At 70.7% G+C, this 17,645-nt stretch carries 13 protein-coding genes and 1 pseudogene; 8 read left to right on the top strand and 6 right to left on the bottom strand.

What is annotated here, in order from left to right:
- Positions 1-556: 556 nt before the first annotated feature.
- Genes ACGF12_RS00545 through ACGF12_RS00530 form a run of 4 tightly spaced genes read left to right on the top strand, consistent with a single transcriptional unit; the run spans position 557 to position 4,430 of the window.
- On the top strand, positions 557-1,549 hold the full coding sequence (locus ACGF12_RS00545; RefSeq protein WP_393023376.1) for a LuxR C-terminal-related transcriptional regulator: 993 nt from the start codon (positions 557-559) through the stop codon (positions 1,547-1,549).
- Positions 1,542-2,501, top strand: coding sequence for a LuxR family transcriptional regulator (locus tag ACGF12_RS00540; protein ID WP_393023373.1), 960 nt, complete (start codon positions 1,542-1,544; stop codon positions 2,499-2,501). Before ACGF12_RS00545 ends, ACGF12_RS00540 begins: the two co-directional genes overlap by 8 nt.
- A complete protein-coding gene (locus ACGF12_RS00535; protein WP_393023371.1) occupies positions 2,494-3,468 on the top strand; it encodes a LuxR C-terminal-related transcriptional regulator in 975 nt (324 codons plus the stop codon). Before ACGF12_RS00540 ends, ACGF12_RS00535 begins: the two co-directional genes overlap by 8 nt.
- Positions 3,465-4,430, top strand: coding sequence for a LuxR C-terminal-related transcriptional regulator (locus ACGF12_RS00530; protein ID WP_393023368.1), 966 nt, complete (start codon positions 3,465-3,467; stop codon positions 4,428-4,430). The genes ACGF12_RS00535 and ACGF12_RS00530 overlap by 4 nt, the downstream gene beginning before the upstream one ends.
- Before the next feature lie 118 nt (positions 4,431-4,548).
- Here the strand turns inward: ACGF12_RS00530 and ACGF12_RS00525 are convergent, their stop codons facing one another.
- The 6 genes from ACGF12_RS00525 to dnaK form a co-directional block, all read right to left on the bottom strand.
- Positions 4,549-5,166: a hypothetical protein gene (locus tag ACGF12_RS00525; RefSeq protein ID WP_355668839.1), complete on the bottom strand. Its 618-nt coding sequence runs from the start codon at positions 5,164-5,166 to the stop codon at positions 4,549-4,551.
- 705 nt (positions 5,167-5,871) lie between these two features.
- Positions 5,872-6,870: a helix-turn-helix domain-containing protein gene (locus ACGF12_RS00520; RefSeq protein WP_393023364.1), complete on the bottom strand. Its 999-nt coding sequence runs from the start codon at positions 6,868-6,870 to the stop codon at positions 5,872-5,874.
- 221 nt (positions 6,871-7,091) lie between these two features.
- A complete protein-coding gene (locus ACGF12_RS00515; protein WP_393023361.1) occupies positions 7,092-7,619 on the bottom strand; it encodes a heat shock protein transcriptional repressor HspR in 528 nt (175 codons plus the stop codon).
- Between the two features lie 7 nt (positions 7,620-7,626).
- Positions 7,627-8,784: a molecular chaperone DnaJ gene (gene dnaJ / locus ACGF12_RS00510; protein ID WP_393023358.1), complete on the bottom strand. Its 1,158-nt coding sequence runs from the start codon at positions 8,782-8,784 to the stop codon at positions 7,627-7,629.
- Between the two features lie 223 nt (positions 8,785-9,007).
- Complete coding sequence (grpE, locus tag ACGF12_RS00505) at positions 9,008-9,628, bottom strand: nucleotide exchange factor GrpE (protein WP_380608791.1); 621 nt, start codon at positions 9,626-9,628, stop codon at positions 9,008-9,010.
- Positions 9,625-11,472 carry a molecular chaperone DnaK gene (dnaK, locus tag ACGF12_RS00500; RefSeq protein WP_393023355.1) on the bottom strand — a complete coding sequence of 616 codons (1,848 nt, stop codon included), beginning with the start codon at positions 11,470-11,472 and terminating at the stop codon, positions 9,625-9,627. Before dnaK ends, grpE begins: the two co-directional genes overlap by 4 nt.
- A gap of 292 nt (positions 11,473-11,764) precedes the next feature.
- Here dnaK and ACGF12_RS00495 point away from each other — a divergent pair, with 292 nt between their 5' ends.
- The 4 genes and pseudogenes from ACGF12_RS00495 (at position 11,765) to ACGF12_RS00480 (ending at position 17,516) form a co-directional block, all read left to right on the top strand.
- A complete protein-coding gene (locus ACGF12_RS00495) occupies positions 11,765-13,993 on the top strand; it encodes a (Fe-S)-binding protein (RefSeq protein ID WP_393023352.1) in 2,229 nt (742 codons plus the stop codon).
- Positions 13,994-14,283: 290 nt separating this feature from the next.
- A pseudogene (locus tag ACGF12_RS00490) lies at positions 14,284-15,357 on the top strand (sugar phosphate nucleotidyltransferase); the annotation flags it as partial.
- A 183-nt stretch (positions 15,358-15,540) separates the two neighbouring features.
- On the top strand, positions 15,541-16,539 hold the full coding sequence (locus ACGF12_RS00485) for a Yip1 family protein (protein WP_393023351.1): 999 nt from the start codon (positions 15,541-15,543) through the stop codon (positions 16,537-16,539).
- Between the two features lie 86 nt (positions 16,540-16,625).
- On the top strand, positions 16,626-17,516 hold the full coding sequence (locus ACGF12_RS00480) for a metal-dependent hydrolase (protein WP_393023348.1): 891 nt from the start codon (positions 16,626-16,628) through the stop codon (positions 17,514-17,516).
- The last annotated feature ends 129 nt before the right edge of the window (positions 17,517-17,645 follow it).

The following is a 17,645-nucleotide window of genomic DNA, read 5'->3' as shown; positions in this document are numbered from 1 at the left end:
GCACCTTCAGGCTGACCGTGCACAGCCAACCGGCCGCCGCTGCCCGCACCCCCCGCTGGCCTCGGGCTTTACCGGAATCCCGCCCGCCGCCCACGGCACCGCATCGGCACCGGGATGCAGGTACCTGCAAATGCGCGAACCTGAACTCGGGCGACACTTGTCCACCGGGCGTCACGCTGTGAGGGTGGAGGCACGCCAAGGTCGCCGGGCAACCGCAGCCCGAGAGTGGCGACTTGCTCTTCAGGTCTGACCACGTGTGCAACGTTCAGCACGCGTGGAACGGGGGGGAAGAGCGCCGGCCGGGGTCCATGTGTGGTGATGGACTCCGGATCCGGATCCGTCGAGGCGTTGCTGCTCCGCCTCGACGGAAGCGCCTGGGCATTGGCGTGCCGACGGCGGCCCCCGGGCACCCGGTGTGCGACGGCACCCGGACCCGGGGGCCCGCCGTCCGACCGGTACCGTGAGCACGCCCGGCAGCCGGTACCGCGCACCCGCGACTCGCGTGTACGGGCGGGGGCAACACCAGGGGAGAGGCGTCCGGCAGGGAGAGTGCGACGTGACGGCGGAACCGGCGGTCACGCCGCACCACGCGGTACCCGTGGGCGGGGAGCCCGACGAGGCGGCCCGGCAGCTCTACCTGGCGATCATCGCCGAAGGCGGCCGCATCCCCTGCGCCGACATCGGGGACACCGACCGCGACGCGCTCCGGCAACTCCTCGACATCGGCCTGCTGATGGCCAACCGGATGGACCGCTGCTACACCGCCGTCAGCCCGCGCTCGGTCAGCGACCGCCTCGGCTCCGAGCTCCGCAGCGAGGCGACCCGGCTGCTGGTCCGCGCGGAGAACCTCCCGGGCGCCCTCGACGGCCTCACCCGCGCCTACGACGCGATGCCCCGTCCGTCCGGCCGCTCCAGCGGCGCGGTCTACGTCGAGGGCCACGTTCACATCCGCCAGCGGATCTCCCAGCTGGTCTCCGACTGCCGCTCCGAGGTGCTCACCGCCCAGCCCGGCCACCGACCCGCCGACACCCTCCAGGTCGCCCTCGCCCAGGACGTCCAACTCCTCCAGCGCGGCTGCTCGCTGCGCACCATCTACCAGCCGGTCGCGCTCGCCGAGGCGCCCGCGCTCGCCTACGCCGAGGAGGTCACCCGGCACGGCTCCCAGATCCGGATCCTCGACGAGCCCTTCCAGCGGCTGATCGTCTTCGACCGCAGCGTCGCCGTCATCGCCGCCAACGACGACAACAGCACCGCCGCCTTCATCAGCGACCCGGCCGCCCTCACCTTCCTGATCGGCGCCTTCGAACGCGACTGGGCCCGCGCCGACAGCACCGAGGCCGCCGCCGCCCTCGGCCAGGGCCCCGCCCGCTCCATCCCCGACCGGGTCGGCCGCCTCCTCGCCCGCGGCCTCACCCAACGCGCCGTCGCCACCCGCCTCGGCCTCAGCGAACGCACCGTCGCCGCCCACATCTCCCGCCTCCGCGACCGCTACGGCGCCCAGACCCTCTTCCAGCTCGGCTGGCTGATGAGAGGCTCCCGCGATGACTGACGAGCCCGCCCCGGCCGAGCGCGCCCTCTACCTCGCCGCCGTCCGCGGTGGCGGCCGCCTACGCCCCGAGGACCTCGCTCCCGCCGACCGCCCCACCGTCGCCGCCCTCGTCGCCCGCGGCCTGCTCACTCCCACCGCCACCGGCTACACCGCCGCCAACCCGCGCGCCCTCGGCGACCGCCTCGGCGTCGAACTCCGCACCCGCGCCACCCGCCTGCTGCTCCACGCCGAGCGCCTCCCGGTCGCCCTCGGACCGCTCACCCGGGCCTACGAGGCGGTCCGCCGACCGGACGGGCCGGGCGGGCCGGGCGGGCCGGGCGGTTTCGGGCCGGAGAGTGTGGAGTTCGACACCGCCGTCGACATCCGCCAGCGCATCGCCGAGCTCATCTCCGAGTGCAAGGAGGAGTTCCTCGCCGCCCAACCCGGGCCGCGCCCCCTCGACGGCCTCCAGATGGCCCTCGCCCAGGACCTCTCCCTGCTCCGCCGCGGCTGCTCGATGCGCACCCTCTACCAGCCGGTCACCCTCACCGACCATGCCGTGCTGCGGCAGATCGCCCTCCGCACCCGGCAGGGCGCCCGGGTCCGGGTGCTCGCCGAACCCTACGAACGGCTAATGATCTTCGACCGCTCGGTGGCCGTCATCCCGGCCGCCGAGGACCGCAGCCGCGCCGCCTTCCTCACCGACCCCACCACCGTCGCCTACCTGGTCGCCCACTTCGAACGCGACTGGGCCCGCGCCACCCCCGCCGACCACCACATCGAAGCCCCGCACCCCACCACCGTCCGCATCGGCCGCCTCCTCGCCCGCGGCCTCACCCAACGCACCGTCGCCACCCGACTGGGCCTCAGCGAACGCACCGTCGCCGGCCACATCGCCCGCCTCCGCGACCGCTACGGCGCCCAGACCCTCTTCCACCTCGGTTGGCACCTGCGCGGAGAACACCATGGCTGACGCCTCCGCCCTCCTCTCCGCCGCCCTCCCGGACGCCGCCGCCCGCGCCCTCTACCTCGCGGTGCTGCGCGAGGGCGGCCGCATCCGCGCCGCCGAGGTCGGTCCGGCGGACCGGGCGGCGCTCCAGCGGCTGGTGGAACTCGGGCTGCTGGTACCGCAGTTGCAGGACGCCGCGTACAGCGCGATCGACCCGCGTGCGGCCACCGAACGGATCGGCACCGAAATCCGCTTCCAAGTCGCCCGACTGCTTACGGAAGCCGAACAACTCCCGGAACTGATGGGCGATCTCACCCGGGCATACGACGCGACTCCGAAACGGCGGGGCGACTCGACCGGGGTGCGATACATTTCGGGAAAGGAGCAAATTCGGCACGAACTGGGGCAATTGAGCCAGGAGTTCCCCAACGAGGGCCTGACCGCCCAGCCCGGCGGCCCCCGGTTGCCCACCGAAATGCCTGACGCGCTCGACCGTGCCCGTCGCTACCGCGAACGCGGCGGAACCTTGCGCACCCTGTACGAGCGCTCGGCCAAGCTCGACCCGGCGACCGTACGGTTCGCCGCTCAAACCGCCCAACTCGGTTCCACCACACGAGTCCTCGCCGTACCGTTCAAGCGCTTCCTGGTCTTCGACCGTGCCGTCGCCATCATCCCCGCCGCCTCGGACTACTCCAGCGCCGCCGTGGTCGACGACCCGGCGATGGTCGCCTTCGCGGCCGATACCTTCGAGACGCTCTGGCAGCAGGCCGAAGGAGTCAACTGGGCGTCCCTGGCTGCTGGTTCCGCTGAGCCCGCCGTCCACGAGCGGGTTGCCGGACTGCTCGCCCAGGGCCTCACCCAACGGTCGATCGCGAGTCGCCTGGGCCTGAGTGAGCGCACGGTCGCCAGCCATATCGCCCGCCTGCGCGAGCTGTACGACGCCGAGACGCTCTTCCAACTCGGCTGGCATTTGAGAGGTGAGCAGTCATGACCGATCACGGCCTCATGCTTCCCGACGGCGCCGCCCGCGAGCTCTACCGCGCGATCCTCCGCGAGGGCGGCCGCATCCGCATCGCCGACATCCAGGAGCGGGACGCGGCGACCGTCCAGTCGCTGCTGGACCTGGGCCTGCTGAAGCCGTACGTCTCGGACGGGTCGCTCAGCGCGATCAACCCGCGCTCGGTCACCGCCCGTCTCGGCGCCGATCTGCGGGCGGCGGGTACCCGCCTGATGATGCAGGCCGAGCAACTCCCGATCCTTCTAGGCGACTTGACCGCCGCCTACGACACCGCCCCGCGACGCCACGACCGCACCGGAACCATCCGGATCGTTGAAGGCGGCGAGAACATCCGGCACCGGATCTCGCAGCTCAGCGAAGAGCTGAACCATGAGGCGCTTTCGCTCCACCCCGGTGGAGCCAGGCCGACGGACGCCACCGGCGACATCGTGGAAACCGCCCGCCGTTTTGTTGAGGCCGGCGGTTCGATGAACACCATTTACGAGGACACGGCCCGACTCGATGGTCCGACCGTCCGTCTGGCCGCTCGCTTGACCGACATCGGCTGCCGCATCCGGGTCGCACCGTTTTCGCTCACCAAGATGATGATCTTCGACCGCACCGTGGCCGTCATTCCGGCCTCGGCCGATCTCGATGCCGCGGCTTTCGTGGAAGACCCGGCCACGGTCGTCTTCCTGGCGGAGGTCTTCGAGCGATTCTGGCAGCTCTCCGAGGGTGTCAACTGGGCGGCCCTGGCCGCAGGTTCCACGGACTCCGACCCTCGCGAGCAGGTGGGCCGCCTGCTCGCGAGGGGCCTCACCCAGCGGGCCATCGCCACTCGCCTGGGCCTGAGCGAGCGAACAGTCGCCGGTCACATCGCCCGCCTGCGCGAGCTGTACGACGCCGAGACGCTCTTCCAGCTCGGCTGGCAGATGAGGGGGGCTCGCGGTGCCTGAGCCGGTACTCGATCTGCCCGGGCCACCATTGGCCGCGCAGCCCGGGCGGAGGCGGCCGGGCTGCGCGGCGAGCGGCGGAAGCAAGAGCCCGGAGGGGGATCCGGGGGGTGCGCTCTGCTCAGCCGGTGGCGGCGCCGGTCGGCCAGTAGCCGGGGACGGAGGACTGCTGTCGGGGGACGTTGAACTGCTCGCCGGGCGCGGTCCAGAAGCCCTCGCGCAGGGAGAGCGCCATGCCGGCCCAGTCCAGGGCGGTCTCCACCGTGTGGTTGAGGGCCTCCTGCGACCAGGTGTCGTCGAAGACCAGCGGCAGGACGGGGGCGACCTGCTCGATGGTGGCGATCAGCGGGTTGTGGGTGATCGCCTCGTCGACGAGCAGGACGATCGGCTTCCGCAGGGCCGACGCCCAACCCAGCTCCAGGCTCACCCCGGCCGAGAGCGGGGCACCGACGTAGGCGAAGACCAGGTCCGCGGACTGCAGGGCGCGGAAGTCGGACGGCACCCGGGGCTCGGGCGCGCGGCCGGCGACGGTCCAGGCGTCGCTGTGGTGCGCGCTGTACACGGCGGCGCCGCTGCGGAGCAGGGTGGTGCGGAGCGTCGTCAGCCGCGTCCGGCTGGCGAGGGTCACCACGCTGTCGGCCGGGCCGGTCAGCCGCATCAGCGGCGCGGCCAGGAACACACGTGCACGCCGACCCTCAGGGGCCTGGCTGTCGTGGTGACGCAGGTAGGGCTCGGTCATGTCGACTCCGGGGAAAGGCCGACCGGGTGGAGGAGGCGGTGCCGGTAGGCGTGTTTAGTTGCTGCTTCAAGGAATCCGATGGTTAAGCAGGAAGGAAATTTGACGGTACAGCGGCAAGTCTTCCGGCTTCATGGGACCATCGGGAGCGAACTGATCGTCTATCAGCGGTGATGGCTTCGTCCAGCGGTCCGCCCTGGCATCTGGATGCCTGGCAGAGAGATGACGCTCGCTCTGTTGGTCGACAGGTGACACTGGAGCAAGGCATGCGGCATCATGTGGACGCTAGTGCTATTAGTCCAACTTGCGGACTTGAGAGGAAGAGGGTGGGTCCATGTCCCGTATGCGCCGACTTGTCCGTAAGGCTGTGCTGTCCACGGTAGTGGGCGCTTCCCTCGTGGCCGCTGGTGTCTCCGTCGGAGGTTATGGGCCCTTCGGGATGGCGCATGGCCGTGCGACCGTTGCTGTTGTCGGGGCGGAGACGGTGGCTGACGACTTTCACTGGTAGGACCGGCCCGTGACCGGATTGCTCGGCCGGCAGGCGGACGGAACGCCAGGTCTCCTGTGCACGCCGAATGGCCCATTGGCCTGGGCGTACCGTCTCCCGGCTTCCGTCGGTGTCCCGTGAACCGGCGGCGCGACCGACAGGCGCCGCCCGTATCGGGCCGCTGCCATTCCGTGTCCGCAGAGGAGCCTCGGGTCACGGTGTCAGTGGCCTGCGCGATCCGCCTTTGCGGCGTGCCCGAGTACGTAGCCGAGCTGGAAGAGCGAGTCGACGTTGTACTCCTCGCGCATTTCCGCGATGTGCCTGGCCAGGGTCCGTTCGCTGATGCCGAGTCGCCGTGCGATGACTCGGTGATTCGTTCCGGATAGCAGTAGGTCGATGATCGTCTGTCGGAGCTGTGAAACCACCTGCTGGGGTACGGTGCGGTCGCCTTCGAAATCCAGGGCTCTGCTCCAGTTTCGTTCGAAAACCTCTTGAGCGAGATAGTTGATCACTGCCGCGTCATGGACGAAAGCGGCCAGATTGTCACCGGCGATTGGAATGACGGCGAGCCGTCGATCGAAGATCAGCAGTCGCGTGTACGGCTCGTCCAGGGTCCGGAACTGCCACCCCTCCTTGGCGAGTGTGGCGACATAGTCCCTGGTGGGTTGGTGGTAGCGGGTGCTCGCGTTGTAGATCGACCGCATCGACGCACCGGTTCGAATGATGTCGAGATCCCGTTTCAGGAATGAAGTCAGCATTTCGGAGGGGCGTGGCCCTCCAGGCTGCATGGCGAGACCTTCGGTCATGCCGTTGGCCATGGCCTGTTGTAGCCGTTGGTTAATCACCGCCCGGCCCTGAACGTACTCGATGGGGCCGCCGCTCTGGTCCGGCGTGTGAAATGCCTCCGCCAGATCTGTCAATTCACCCGGAATTGAAACCGCGCGGGACAAGAGGTCGAGAGCCTGGCGCTGCCAAGTTGAGCTCAGGCTGGCGGCAAGTTTTTCAGGGTCGGCGGCGAACAATGACCCGGGCTCGTCGTTGTCCGATATCAGAAGTCCGAGTCCCAGCAACTCCTGGATGGCCTCACCCTCCTCCTGAGAGCAGGTATCCCTGGTGAGCCGGCCGTTGCCCGCCAACGCTTTGAGGTACAGCGTGCGGGCGCCGGGAGACAGGATCGGCGATCGACCGTGGCTGTTCACCAGGTGCTCTCGATCACTCACTTTCGGCTCCTTGTCGTCGACCGGACAACTAGTCAACGCGACTGAAGTCCGCAGCCTCAGGGATCTTAATCCGAGACCGCGATCCGATGCTCAGGTCAAATGAAGGCCGTCAAGGCGCCCGGCAGTTGCTCCGAAACCAGCACTCTCTCACCAACACCGAGCCGCCGGCACCCCCCGAACAGGAGGGAGCCGGCGGCTGGCGAGGTGAGCAGTGCCCCGGGTCAGCGCCTGGGGCGCCAGACGACGAGGGCGCTGGACTGGGGGGTGGGGGGCTGGTACGGGACGAGGTCGCGGCGGTAGGAGGCGTGGACGGCGGCCTCGCGCTGCTGGAGGGCGGTGGCGGCGCCTTCGAGCGAGTCGACCAGCTCGGTGATGCGGGCCTGGAGGGCGGCGACCTGGTTCTCCAGCTCGATGATCCGCTTGATGCCGGCCAGGTTGATGCCCTCGTCCTGGGAGAGCCGCTGGACCTCCCGCAGCTGCTGGATGTCGCGGGCGGAGTAGCGGCGGCCGCGGCCGGCGGTGCGGTCGGGGCAGACCAGGCCGAGGCGGTCGTACTGGCGCAGGGTCTGCGGGTGCAGGCCGGACAGCTCGGCGGCGACCGAGATGACGTACACCGGGGTTTCCTCGGTGAGCACGTACTGCGGCGGGGCCGCGGCGGTGCGCCGGGTGCGGCGGGGGCCGTTGCCGGGAAGGCCCTCGCCGAGGCCGGGGCCGATCGGGCTGTCGGGGGTCATCGGGTTCGGGGACATCTGGTCGTCACGCTCCCTTCGCCGCCCGGAAGAGGGCGGCTCGCGGGTCGTCGGAGGCGGTGGCCTCGCGGTACTGCTCCAGGGCGTTCAGCGCGTCGCCGTCGACGTGCTGAGGCACCACGACCTCGACGGTGACGAGGAGGTCGCCGCGGGTGCCGTCCTTGCGGGTGGCGCCCTTGCCGCGGGCGCGCATGGTGAGACCGTTGGCGCTGCCCGGGGGCAGCTTGAGCTTGACGGCGGGGCCGCCGAGCGTGGGTACCTCGATGGTGGCGCCGAGGGCCGCCTCGGGGAAGGTGACCGGGACGGTGACGGTCAGGTTGTCGCCCTTGCGGCCGAACACCGGGTGCGGGTCGACGTGGACGGTGACGTAGAGGTCGCCGGGCTGGCCGCCGCGCTCGCCCTGGGCGCCCTTGCCCTTGAGCCGGATCCGCTGGTCGGCCTGGACGCCGGCCGGGATGCGGACCTGCATGGTGCGGGCCGAGGTGGCCCGGCCGCTGCCGTGGCAGTCGGTGCACGGGTCGTCGACGATCATGCCCCGGCCGCGGCAGTCCTTGCACGGCTCGGAGAGCGCGAAGGCGCCCTGGCCGCGGCTGACGGTGCCGGCGCCGACGCAGGTCGGGCAGACCCGCGGGGTGGTGCCGGACTTGGCGCCGGTGCCGTTGCAGACGCGGCAGGGGGCCTGGCTGGTCATCCGCAGCGGGACGGTCGCGCCGTCCACCGCCTCCTCGAAGGAGAGCGTCACCTCGGTCTCGACGTCGGCGCCGCGCCGGGGCTGGGCCTGCCGGGTGCCGCCGCGGTTGAACAGGCCGCCGAAGACGTCGCCGAGCCCGCCGCCACCGCCGCCGCCGCCCTGGTTACCGCTGAAGAGGTCGCCGAAGTCGAAGCTGTAGCTGCCGGTGCCGGGGCCGCCGGTGCGGAAGCCGCCGTTGGCGAAGAGGCTGCGGGCCTCGTCGTACTCCTTGCGGCGCTTCTCGTCGGAGAGGACGTCGTACGCCTCGGAGATGTCCTTGAAGCGCTCCTCGGCCTTGGCGTCGCCCTTGTTCGCGTCCGGGTGGAACTCGCGCGCCAGCTTGCGGTAGGTCTTCTTGATCTCGGTGGCGGTGGCGTCCTTGGGCACGCCGAGGACCTTGTAGTAGTCCTTCTCGACAAAGTCCTTGCCGCTCATACGTCCACCTCGCTGCGCTCGGCAGCCGCTGAGCGGTTCACGCGCCCCTCGATGGTTCGCTCGCTGCGCTCGCTCACGGCCTCCGCCACCTCCCGATGTCCATCGTCACTGCGCTGTCAACGGCAACTGGAAGAAGAGCCGTTGACAACGCGCTGCGGAGCCGGCCGCCGTGTTGGCCGGCGTACGACTCCGCAGCGCACTGGTTGTCAGCTGTCACAGGTTGTCAGCTGTCCGAGCCACCGTCGGACGTGTCCGCGTCGGCGGACTTCGCCTCGGCGTCCGGGGCGGACGTCGTCTGGGTGCCCGGCTGGGGCTCCGCCACGGCGACCATCGCCGGGCGGATGATCCGCTCGCCGATGCGGTAGCCGGGCTGGAGGATCTGCACGCAGGTGTCCTCGGTGACGTCCGAGGAGTAGCTGTGCATCAGCGCCTCGTGCTGGGTCGGGTCGAAGGGCTCGCCCTCCTTGCCGAACTGCTGGAGGCCCAGCTTGGCGACGACCGTCTCCAGGGACTCGGCGACGGACTTGAAGCCGCCCGTCACCTCGCCGTGCTCGCGGGCGCGGCCGATGTCGTCCAGGACCGGGATCAGGGACTCCAGGATGTTGGAGACCGCGATCTCGCGGACGGTCAGTCGGTCGCGCTCGACCCGCTTGCGGTAGTTCTGGTACTCGGCCTGCAGCCGCTGCAGGTCCGCGGTGCGCTCGGCCAGCTCGCGCTTGGCCGTGGCGAGATCCTCGGAGCCCTCGCCGGCACCCGCCGCCGCGGCCTCCTCGGCAGCCTTGATCACGGCCTCCTCGGCGGCGGAGTCGTCGCCGGGCTTGCCGCCCTGCGGCTTGTCCGTCATGCCGACGCACCGCCCTTGGGCTTCTCGTCGTCCACGATCTCGGCGTCGACGACGTCGTCCTCCTTGGCGTGGGTGGACTCGCCGGCCGCGGCCGCACCGGCACCGGCGGCGTCGGCGTTGGCGTACAGCGCCTGGCCGAGCTTCTGGGCGGTGGTGGAGACCTTCTCCGAGGCCTCGCGGATCTTCGCGATGTCCTCGCCCTTCAGGGCCTCCTTGAGCTCGCCGATGGCGGTCTCGACCTCGGTCTTGACGTCGGCCGGGAGCTTCTCGGCGTTGTCGGCGATGAACTTCTCGGTCGAGTAGACGAGCTGCTCGGCGGAGTTGCGGGTCTCGACGGCCTCGCGGCGCTTGTGGTCGTCCTCGGCGTACTGCTCGGCCTCGCGGCGCATGCGGTCGACCTCGTCCTTCGGCAGCGAGGAGCCGCCGGTGACGGTCATCTTCTGCTCCTTGCCGGTGCCGAGGTCCTTGGCCGCGACGTGCATGATGCCGTTGGCGTCGATGTCGAAGGTGACCTCGATCTGCGGCAGGCCGCGCGGCGCCGGCGGCAGGCCGGTCAGCTCGAACATGCCGAGCTTCTTGTTGTACGCGGCGATCTCGCGCTCGCCCTGGTAGACCTGGATCTGCACGGACGGCTGGTTGTCCTCGGCCGTGGTGAAGATCTCGGAGCGCTTGGTCGGGATCGTGGTGTTGCGCTCGATCAGCTTGGTCATGATGCCGCCCTTGGTCTCGATGCCGAGGGACAGCGGGGTGACGTCCAGCAGCAGGACGTCCTTGACCTCACCCTTGAGGACACCGGCCTGGAGCGAGGCACCGATGGCGACGACCTCGTCCGGGTTGACGCCCTTGTTGGCGTCCTTGCCGCCGGTCAGCTCGCGGACGAGCTCGGCGACGGCCGGCATGCGGGTCGAGCCACCGACCAGGACGACGTGGTCGATCTCGGAGAGCGAGATGCCGGCGTCCTTGATCACGTTGTGGAACGGGATCTTGCAGCGCTCCAGCAGGTCGGCGGTCAGCTGCTGGAACTGGGCGCGGGTGAGCTTCTCGTCCAGGTGCAGCGGGCCCTCGGCGGAGGCCGTGATGTACGGCAGGTTGATCGAGGTCTCGGAGGACGAGGACAGCTCGATCTTGGCCTTCTCGGCTGCCTCGCGCAGACGCTGCAGGGCCATCTTGTCCTTGGACAGGTCGACGCCGTGGCCGCTCTGGAAGGTCTTGACCAGGTGGTCGACGACCTTCTGGTCCCAGTCGTCGCCACCGAGGTGGTTGTCACCGTTGGTGGCCTTCACCTCGACGACCCCGTCGCCGATCTCCAGCAGGGAGACGTCGAAGGTGCCACCGCCGAGGTCGAAGACCAGAATGGTCTGGTCGTCCTTGTCCAGGCCGTACGCGAGGGCGGCCGCGGTCGGCTCGTTGACGATGCGCAGGACGTTCAGGCCCGCGATCTCGCCGGCCTCCTTGGTGGCCTGGCGCTCGGAGTCCGAGAAGTACGCCGGGACGGTGATGACGGCGTCGGTGACGGTCTCGCCCAGGTACGCCTCGGCGTCGCGCTTCAGCTTCTGCAGCACGAAGGCCGAGATCTGCTGCGGCGTGAAGTCCTTGTTGTCGATGTTGATCTTCCACCCGGTGCCCATGTGGCGCTTGACCGAGCGGATGGTGCGGTCGACGTTGGTGACCGCCTGGCGCTTGGCCACCTCGCCGACCAGGACCTCGCCGTTCTTGGCGAAGGCGACGACGGACGGCGTGGTCCGGGCGCCCTCGGCGTTCGTGATGACGGTGGGCTCGCCACCCTCGAGAACGCTGACGACCGAGTTCGTCGTGCCGAGGTCGATGCCGACCGCGCGTGCCATCGTAGATACCTCCACGGAAGAGTTGAGCTTTACGGGCTCAAGCATGCATGAGGCCCACGAACGAGTCAACAGCCTTGAGCTGTCCTGGCTCAACTTTGCTGCGGCGGCGCTTCCCCTCTTCCGTTTTGCTCCGAATGGATGAGTATGGCCTTACGTGACTGCCGCCATACCTTGAGCACCTTCTGAATCGGTGCTAACGGGCGGTAAGGTCCGGCCGGTGGGTGGTTAAGTTACCCACGAGTACACTTGACCGACTTATACCTTCACCGCCGCTGGAGTACGGAGAAGCCGGATGCAGCTAGCAGCGATCGTCATCTCACTGGGCACGACCGTGGTCGGCGTGGCGCTGTTCGCTCGTGCCATCGCGCAGATCTACCGGTTCGTCCGGCTCGGCCAGCCCGTCCCGAAGGGCGCGCGGATCAACGACCCGGTGGCCCGCACGGTGACCCTGATCCGTGAGTTCCTCGGGCACACCCGGATGAACAAGTGGGGCGTCGTCGGCGTCGCCCACTGGGCTGTCGCGGTCGGCTTCTACGCGCTGATCCTCACCCTGGTCGGCGCGTTCGGTCAGCTCTTCGACCCGGACTTCGAGGTCCCGATCGTCGGGGACTGGACGCCGTACCTGGTGTTCCAGGAACTGCTCGGCTTCGTGACCTTCCTCGGCATCGCGGTGCTGACCGTGATCCGCCAGCTGAGCCTGCCGAACAAGGCGGGCCGCAAGTCCCGCTTCGCGGGCTCCAACATGGGCTTCGCGTACTTCATCGAGGCCGTCATCCTGGTCATCGGCGCGGCCATCCTGACCCTGCGCGGCCTGGAGGGCGCCCAGCTGGGGGTCGACCACTACTCGGTCTCGTACGTGGTCTCGTACCCGCTGGTGAAGCTGTTCTCCGGACTGAGCGTCGGCACCCTGCACAACCTGCTCTGGCTGGTTGCGATGATCAAGATCTCCGTCTCCTTCATCTGGATGATCACGGTCTCGCTGAACACCGACATGGGTGTGGCCTGGCACCGCTTCCTGGGCTTCCCGAACATCTGGTTCAAGCGCAACGCCGACGGTGCCGTCGCGCTGGGCGCGCTGCAGCCGATGACCTCGGGCGGCCAGCCGATCGACTTCGAGGACCCGGCCGACGACGCCGTCTTCGGCGTCTCCCAGGTCGAGCACTTCTCCTGGAAGGGCATCCTCGACTTCTCCACCTGCACCGAGTGCGGCCGCTGCCAGTCGCAGTGCCCGGCCTGGAACACCGGCAAGCCGCTCTCCCCGAAGCTGCTGATCATGAGCCTGCGGGACCACGCCTTCGGCAAGGCGCCGTACCTGCTGGCCGGTGGCGGCAAGGACATGGAAGGCACCGAGCAGGCCACCGCCGAGCAGCTCAAGGACGTCCCGGCGAGCGCCATGGCCGAGGCCGAGCGCCCGCTGATCGGCACCGCCGAGGAGAACGGCGTCATCGACCCGGACGTGCTGTGGTCCTGCACCACCTGCGGCGCCTGCGTCGAGCAGTGCCCGGTGGACATCGAGCACATCGACCACATCGTCGACATGCGCCGCTACCAGGTGATGATCGAGAGCAACTTCCCGACCGAGGCCGGGACGATGCTCAAGAACCTGGAGAACAAGGGCAACCCGTGGGGCATGGCCACCAAGGCCCGCCTGGACTGGGTCAAGGAGCTCAAGAAGGAGACCGGCATCGAGGTGCCGGTGATCGGCGAGGACATCGACCCGGCCGAGGTCGAGTACCTCTACTGGGTCGGCTGCGCCGGCGCCCTGGAGGACCGCGCCAAGAAGACCACCAAGGCCTTCGCCGAGCTGCTGCACACCGCGGGCGTGAAGTTCGCGATCCTCGGCAAGGAGGAGACCTGCACCGGTGACTCCCCGCGCCGCCTGGGCAACGAGTTCCTGTTCCAGATGCTCGGCGCCCAGAACGTCGAGACGCTGAACGCCGCGCTGGAGGACGCCCCGACCAAGCGGATCGTGGCCACCTGCCCGCACTGCTTCAACACCATCGCCAACGAGTACCCGCAGCTCGGCGGGCACTTCGAGGTGATCCACCACACCCAGCTGCTGCAGCACCTGATCGACGAGGGCAAGCTCGTCCCGGTCAACCCGGTCGAGGGCCTGATCACCTACCACGACCCCTGCTACCTGGGCCGCCACAACAAGGTCTACAGCCCGCCGCGCGAGATCATGGACAAGGTCCCCGGTCTGCGCCAGCAGGAGATGCACCGCCACAAGGAGCGCGGCTTCTGCTGCGGCGCCGGCGGTGCCCGGATGTGGATGGAGGAGCGCATCGGCAAGCGGATCAACACCGAGCGCGTGGACGAGGCGCTGTCGCTCAACCCGGACATCGTCTCCACCGCCTGCCCGTTCTGCCTGGTGATGCTCTCCGACTCGGTCAACGGCAAGAAGAACGAGGGCGCGGCCAAGGACCACCTGAAGGTGGTCGACGTGGCCCAGCTGCTGCTCGACTCGGTGAAGGCGACCCCGCCGGACGAGGCCGAGGAGCCCGCGACGGTGGACGCGTAGCGACCGCTGTTCGACAGTTCTGCTACAAAAGCCCGGCCCGGTGGGTGCCGCCAACGCGCCCGCCGGGCCGGGCTTTTGGCGCCCCCGGTCGAGGCCCCGGGGCCGGGCGGCCGGGCGGAGGGTGACGCCGATCGCACGGCCGCCGGACGGGCATTCGGTCGGAAGGAAATACAGTAGGCGCCGGACCGGCCGCGAGGCCGGTCGACCCGTTCCGGACGGGTCAGAAGACCGACGGAGGTATCGGCCCGCCGGGCCGGGCCGCAGAGACCACAAGGGGAACAGCGCAGACCATGACCGAGGCGATCATGCTCGTCGGTGGTAAGGGCACGCGACTGCGTCCGCTGACCACCCACACCCCCAAGCCGATGCTGCCCGTGGCGGGCGTCCCGTTCATCGCGCACCAGCTGGCCCGTGCCGCCGCAGCCGGGGTCACCCGCGTGGTGCTGGCCACCTCGTACCTGGCCGAGGTGTTCGAGGACCACTTCCAGGACGGCACCCCGTACGGCATCGAGCTGGTCTACCTGACCGAGCGCGAGCCGCTGGGCACCGGCGGGGCCATCCGCAACGCCGCCTCCGGGCTGACCTGCGGGCCGGACGAGCCGGTCCTGATCTTCAACGGCGACATCCTCTCCGGGCTGGACATCGCCGCCCTGCGCGACGGCCACGTGGCCGCCGGGGCCGACGTCACCCTGCACCTCACCCGGGTCGAGGACCCGCGCGCCTTCGGTCTCGTCCCGACCGACGGCAACGGGCGGGTGCTGGAGTTCCTGGAGAAGCCGGAGACCCCGGAGCAGATCGTCACCGACCAGATCAACGCCGGCTGCTACGTCTTCACCCGTTCCGTCATCGACCGCATCCCGGCCGGCCGGGAGGTGTCCGTCGAGCGCGAGACCTTCCCCGAGCTGCTGGCCACCGGCGCGCTGCTGCGCGGCGTCGTCGACACCTCGTACTGGCTGGACCTCGGCACCCCGGCCGCGTTCGTCCGCGGCTCGGCCGACCTGGTGCTCGGCAAGGTCGACTCCCCGGCCGTCCCCGGCCCGACCGGCGACGCCCTGCTGCTGCCCGGCGCCACCGTCCACCCGGGCGCGGTGCTCAGCGGCGGCACCGTGGTCTCCGCGGACGCGGTGGTCGAGGCCGGTGCGATCGTCGAGGGCAGCGTCATCCTGCCCGGCGCGGTGATCGGCCCGGACACCCTGGTCAAGGACTCGATCGTGGGCGCCTTCGCCACCGTCGGCGACCGCTCGGCGCTGGACGGCGCGGTGATCGGCGACGGCGCGATCGTGGAGTCCGACAACGAGCTGCCCAGCGGCATCCGGGTCGCCTGCGGCACCCTGCTGCCGGTCGGCGCGGTGCGCACCTCGGCCGGCCCGGGCGGCTGCCCGGCCGGTACCACCGCGGCCGCCGCGGTGCACGGGCCGTCGGTCACCGCCCAGCGGTAGCGACGTCCCGAGGGGGCTTTCGGACCCGTTCGTCTCAGGCTCGCTGCAAACCGGCCCCGGCTCCGTCCGGGGCCGACGCGCGTTGGGCCGGACGGGTACCTTCGGAACGTGGCTGGTAATCGATACGACAGCGGTCAGGGCGCCGACCGCCCGCACGGCGGATGGTCGGCCCCGCCGTCGGCGGGGGCGCCCGGGGGGCACGGGCAGCCGGACGGGCCGGAGCACTTCACAGCCCCGCATCCGACGGCGGCCGGTGGTCCGGGGGGTCCTGCCGGCGGTCCCGGGGGTACGGTCGGCGACGGGTACGACCCGTACGCGGCCGACCGGCCGGGCGGCACCCGCTCCTTCCCGGTCGGCGACCCGTACGGCCGGCAGCAGCCGTACGGTCACGAGCCCGGTCCGGGCCAGGACCGGGGCTGGTACGGCCAGGGCCCGGGCCCCGGCTACTACGACGACGGGTACGGGCAGCAGCAGCCGTACGGCCAGGAGCAGCACGCGCCGTACGGCCAGGACAACGTCGCGGTCTACCGGGCGGGCGGCCAGTCCGCGCCGCACGTCGCCGGGCCCCGGCCGCAGTGGCGCGAGCTGTTCACCGGCCTCTTCCGCAGCCCGACCGCGATCTTCGACCGCACCCGCGACCACCAGGTCTGGCTGCCCGCCCTCACCGTCTCGCTGCTGTACGGCGCGCTCGCGGTGCTCGGCATCGGGCTGACCCACGACGACATCGTCAACTCGACCTTCTCCGTGGCGCTGACCGGCATGTTCGCCGCCGCCGTCGGCTTCACCCTGGCCGGCGGGATCTTCGGCGCGGTCACCTACGCGCTGGCCCGCCAGCTCGGCGGCGACGGCCCGTGGAAGTCGACGGTCGGCCTGGCCGCGCTGATCGGCTGGCTGACCGACGCCCCCCGGCTGCTGCTGGACCTGGTGCTGCCCTCCGACAGTGCGGTGGTCCAGGTCGTCGGCTGGGCCACCTGGATGTTCTGCGCGTACCTGCTGACCAGCATGGTCCGGCGGCTCCACGACCTGCCCTGGGGCAAGGCGGCGGCGGCCGCGGCGGTGCAGCTGGTCGCGCTGCTGGTGCTGATCAAGCTGCCGACCCTGGGCTGAGGGGCGGGAGGCAGAATGGTGGGCGGGTCGGGCCGGTAGGCCAGGGCCCGCTCGACCTCGTTCGTCCACAGTCACCGGAGCCAGCCATGACCCTCCCCACCACCCACGTCAGCTTCCCGGCCGGGGCGGTGACCGGAGAGTCCCCGGTGCTCGCGGTGCACCCGCTGGCCGACGGCCGGTACGCCGTGGTGACCGGGGCGACCCCGTTCCACCCGCTCGACCACACCTGGCCCGACCAGCCGGCCGACCACGGCACCCTGACCGTCGACGGCGCCGAGCTGGCCGTGGTGGACTGCCTCACCGGCGCGGTCGGCCCGGACGGCGGCGCGCCGCTGGTCGGCGCCGAGATCCCGGTGAAGCGCGGGGACGAGGAGTGGTCCTGGCTGGTCCTGCACGTCCTCGACACCGACCCCGGTGACATCACGGGCCGCACCGCGACCCTCGCCGTCGACGCCGGGCGCCGGGCCGCCCTGAGCGCCTCGCACAGCGGCTGCCACCTGCTCGCCCTCGCCCTGAACGCCGCGCTCGCCCCGCGCTGGCGCAAGGACCCGGGCCGCTCGGACGCCTTCGGCAACCCCGACTTCGACAGCCTCGCGATGGCGAGCTCGGTGATGGACACCGAGGCCAGCACCGACACCTACCGGCTCGGCAAGTCGCTGAAGAAGAAGGGCTTCACGGCGGACGCCACCGAGGAGTTCCCCGCCCTCGCCGACGCCCTGCCCGCCCTCACCGAGGCCGTCAACGCGCGGCTCGCGGCCTGGGTCGCGGCCGACGCGCCGGTCCGGATCGAGGTCCCCGGCCCCGAGCTCACCGCCCGCCGCCAGTGGCACTGCGAACTGCCCGAGGGCGGCGCGCAGATCTTCTGCGGCGGCACCCACCTGCACCACCTCGGCGAGCTCGCCGAACTGCGCACCGAGCTGCGGCTGTCCGAGGACGGCACCGAGCTGGTCGCGGTCACCAGCCCCGAGCGGGCCTGAGAACGCCGCGGGGGGGGGCCCCCCGCCGGGGGGGGGGGGGGCCCCCCCGCGGGGGGCCGGGGGGGGGCCGCTCACGCGGGGGGGGGGGGGGGGGTTGTGTGGGGGGGGGGGGGGCGGGCCGCGCGGGCG

It is taken from the genome of Kitasatospora sp. NPDC048296 (genome assembly GCF_043201815.1).
Lineage (GTDB): Bacteria > Actinomycetota > Actinomycetes > Streptomycetales > Streptomycetaceae > Kitasatospora.
Note: the sequence above shows the minus strand (reverse complement) of the source record. Positions and strands in the feature narration are given on the sequence as shown.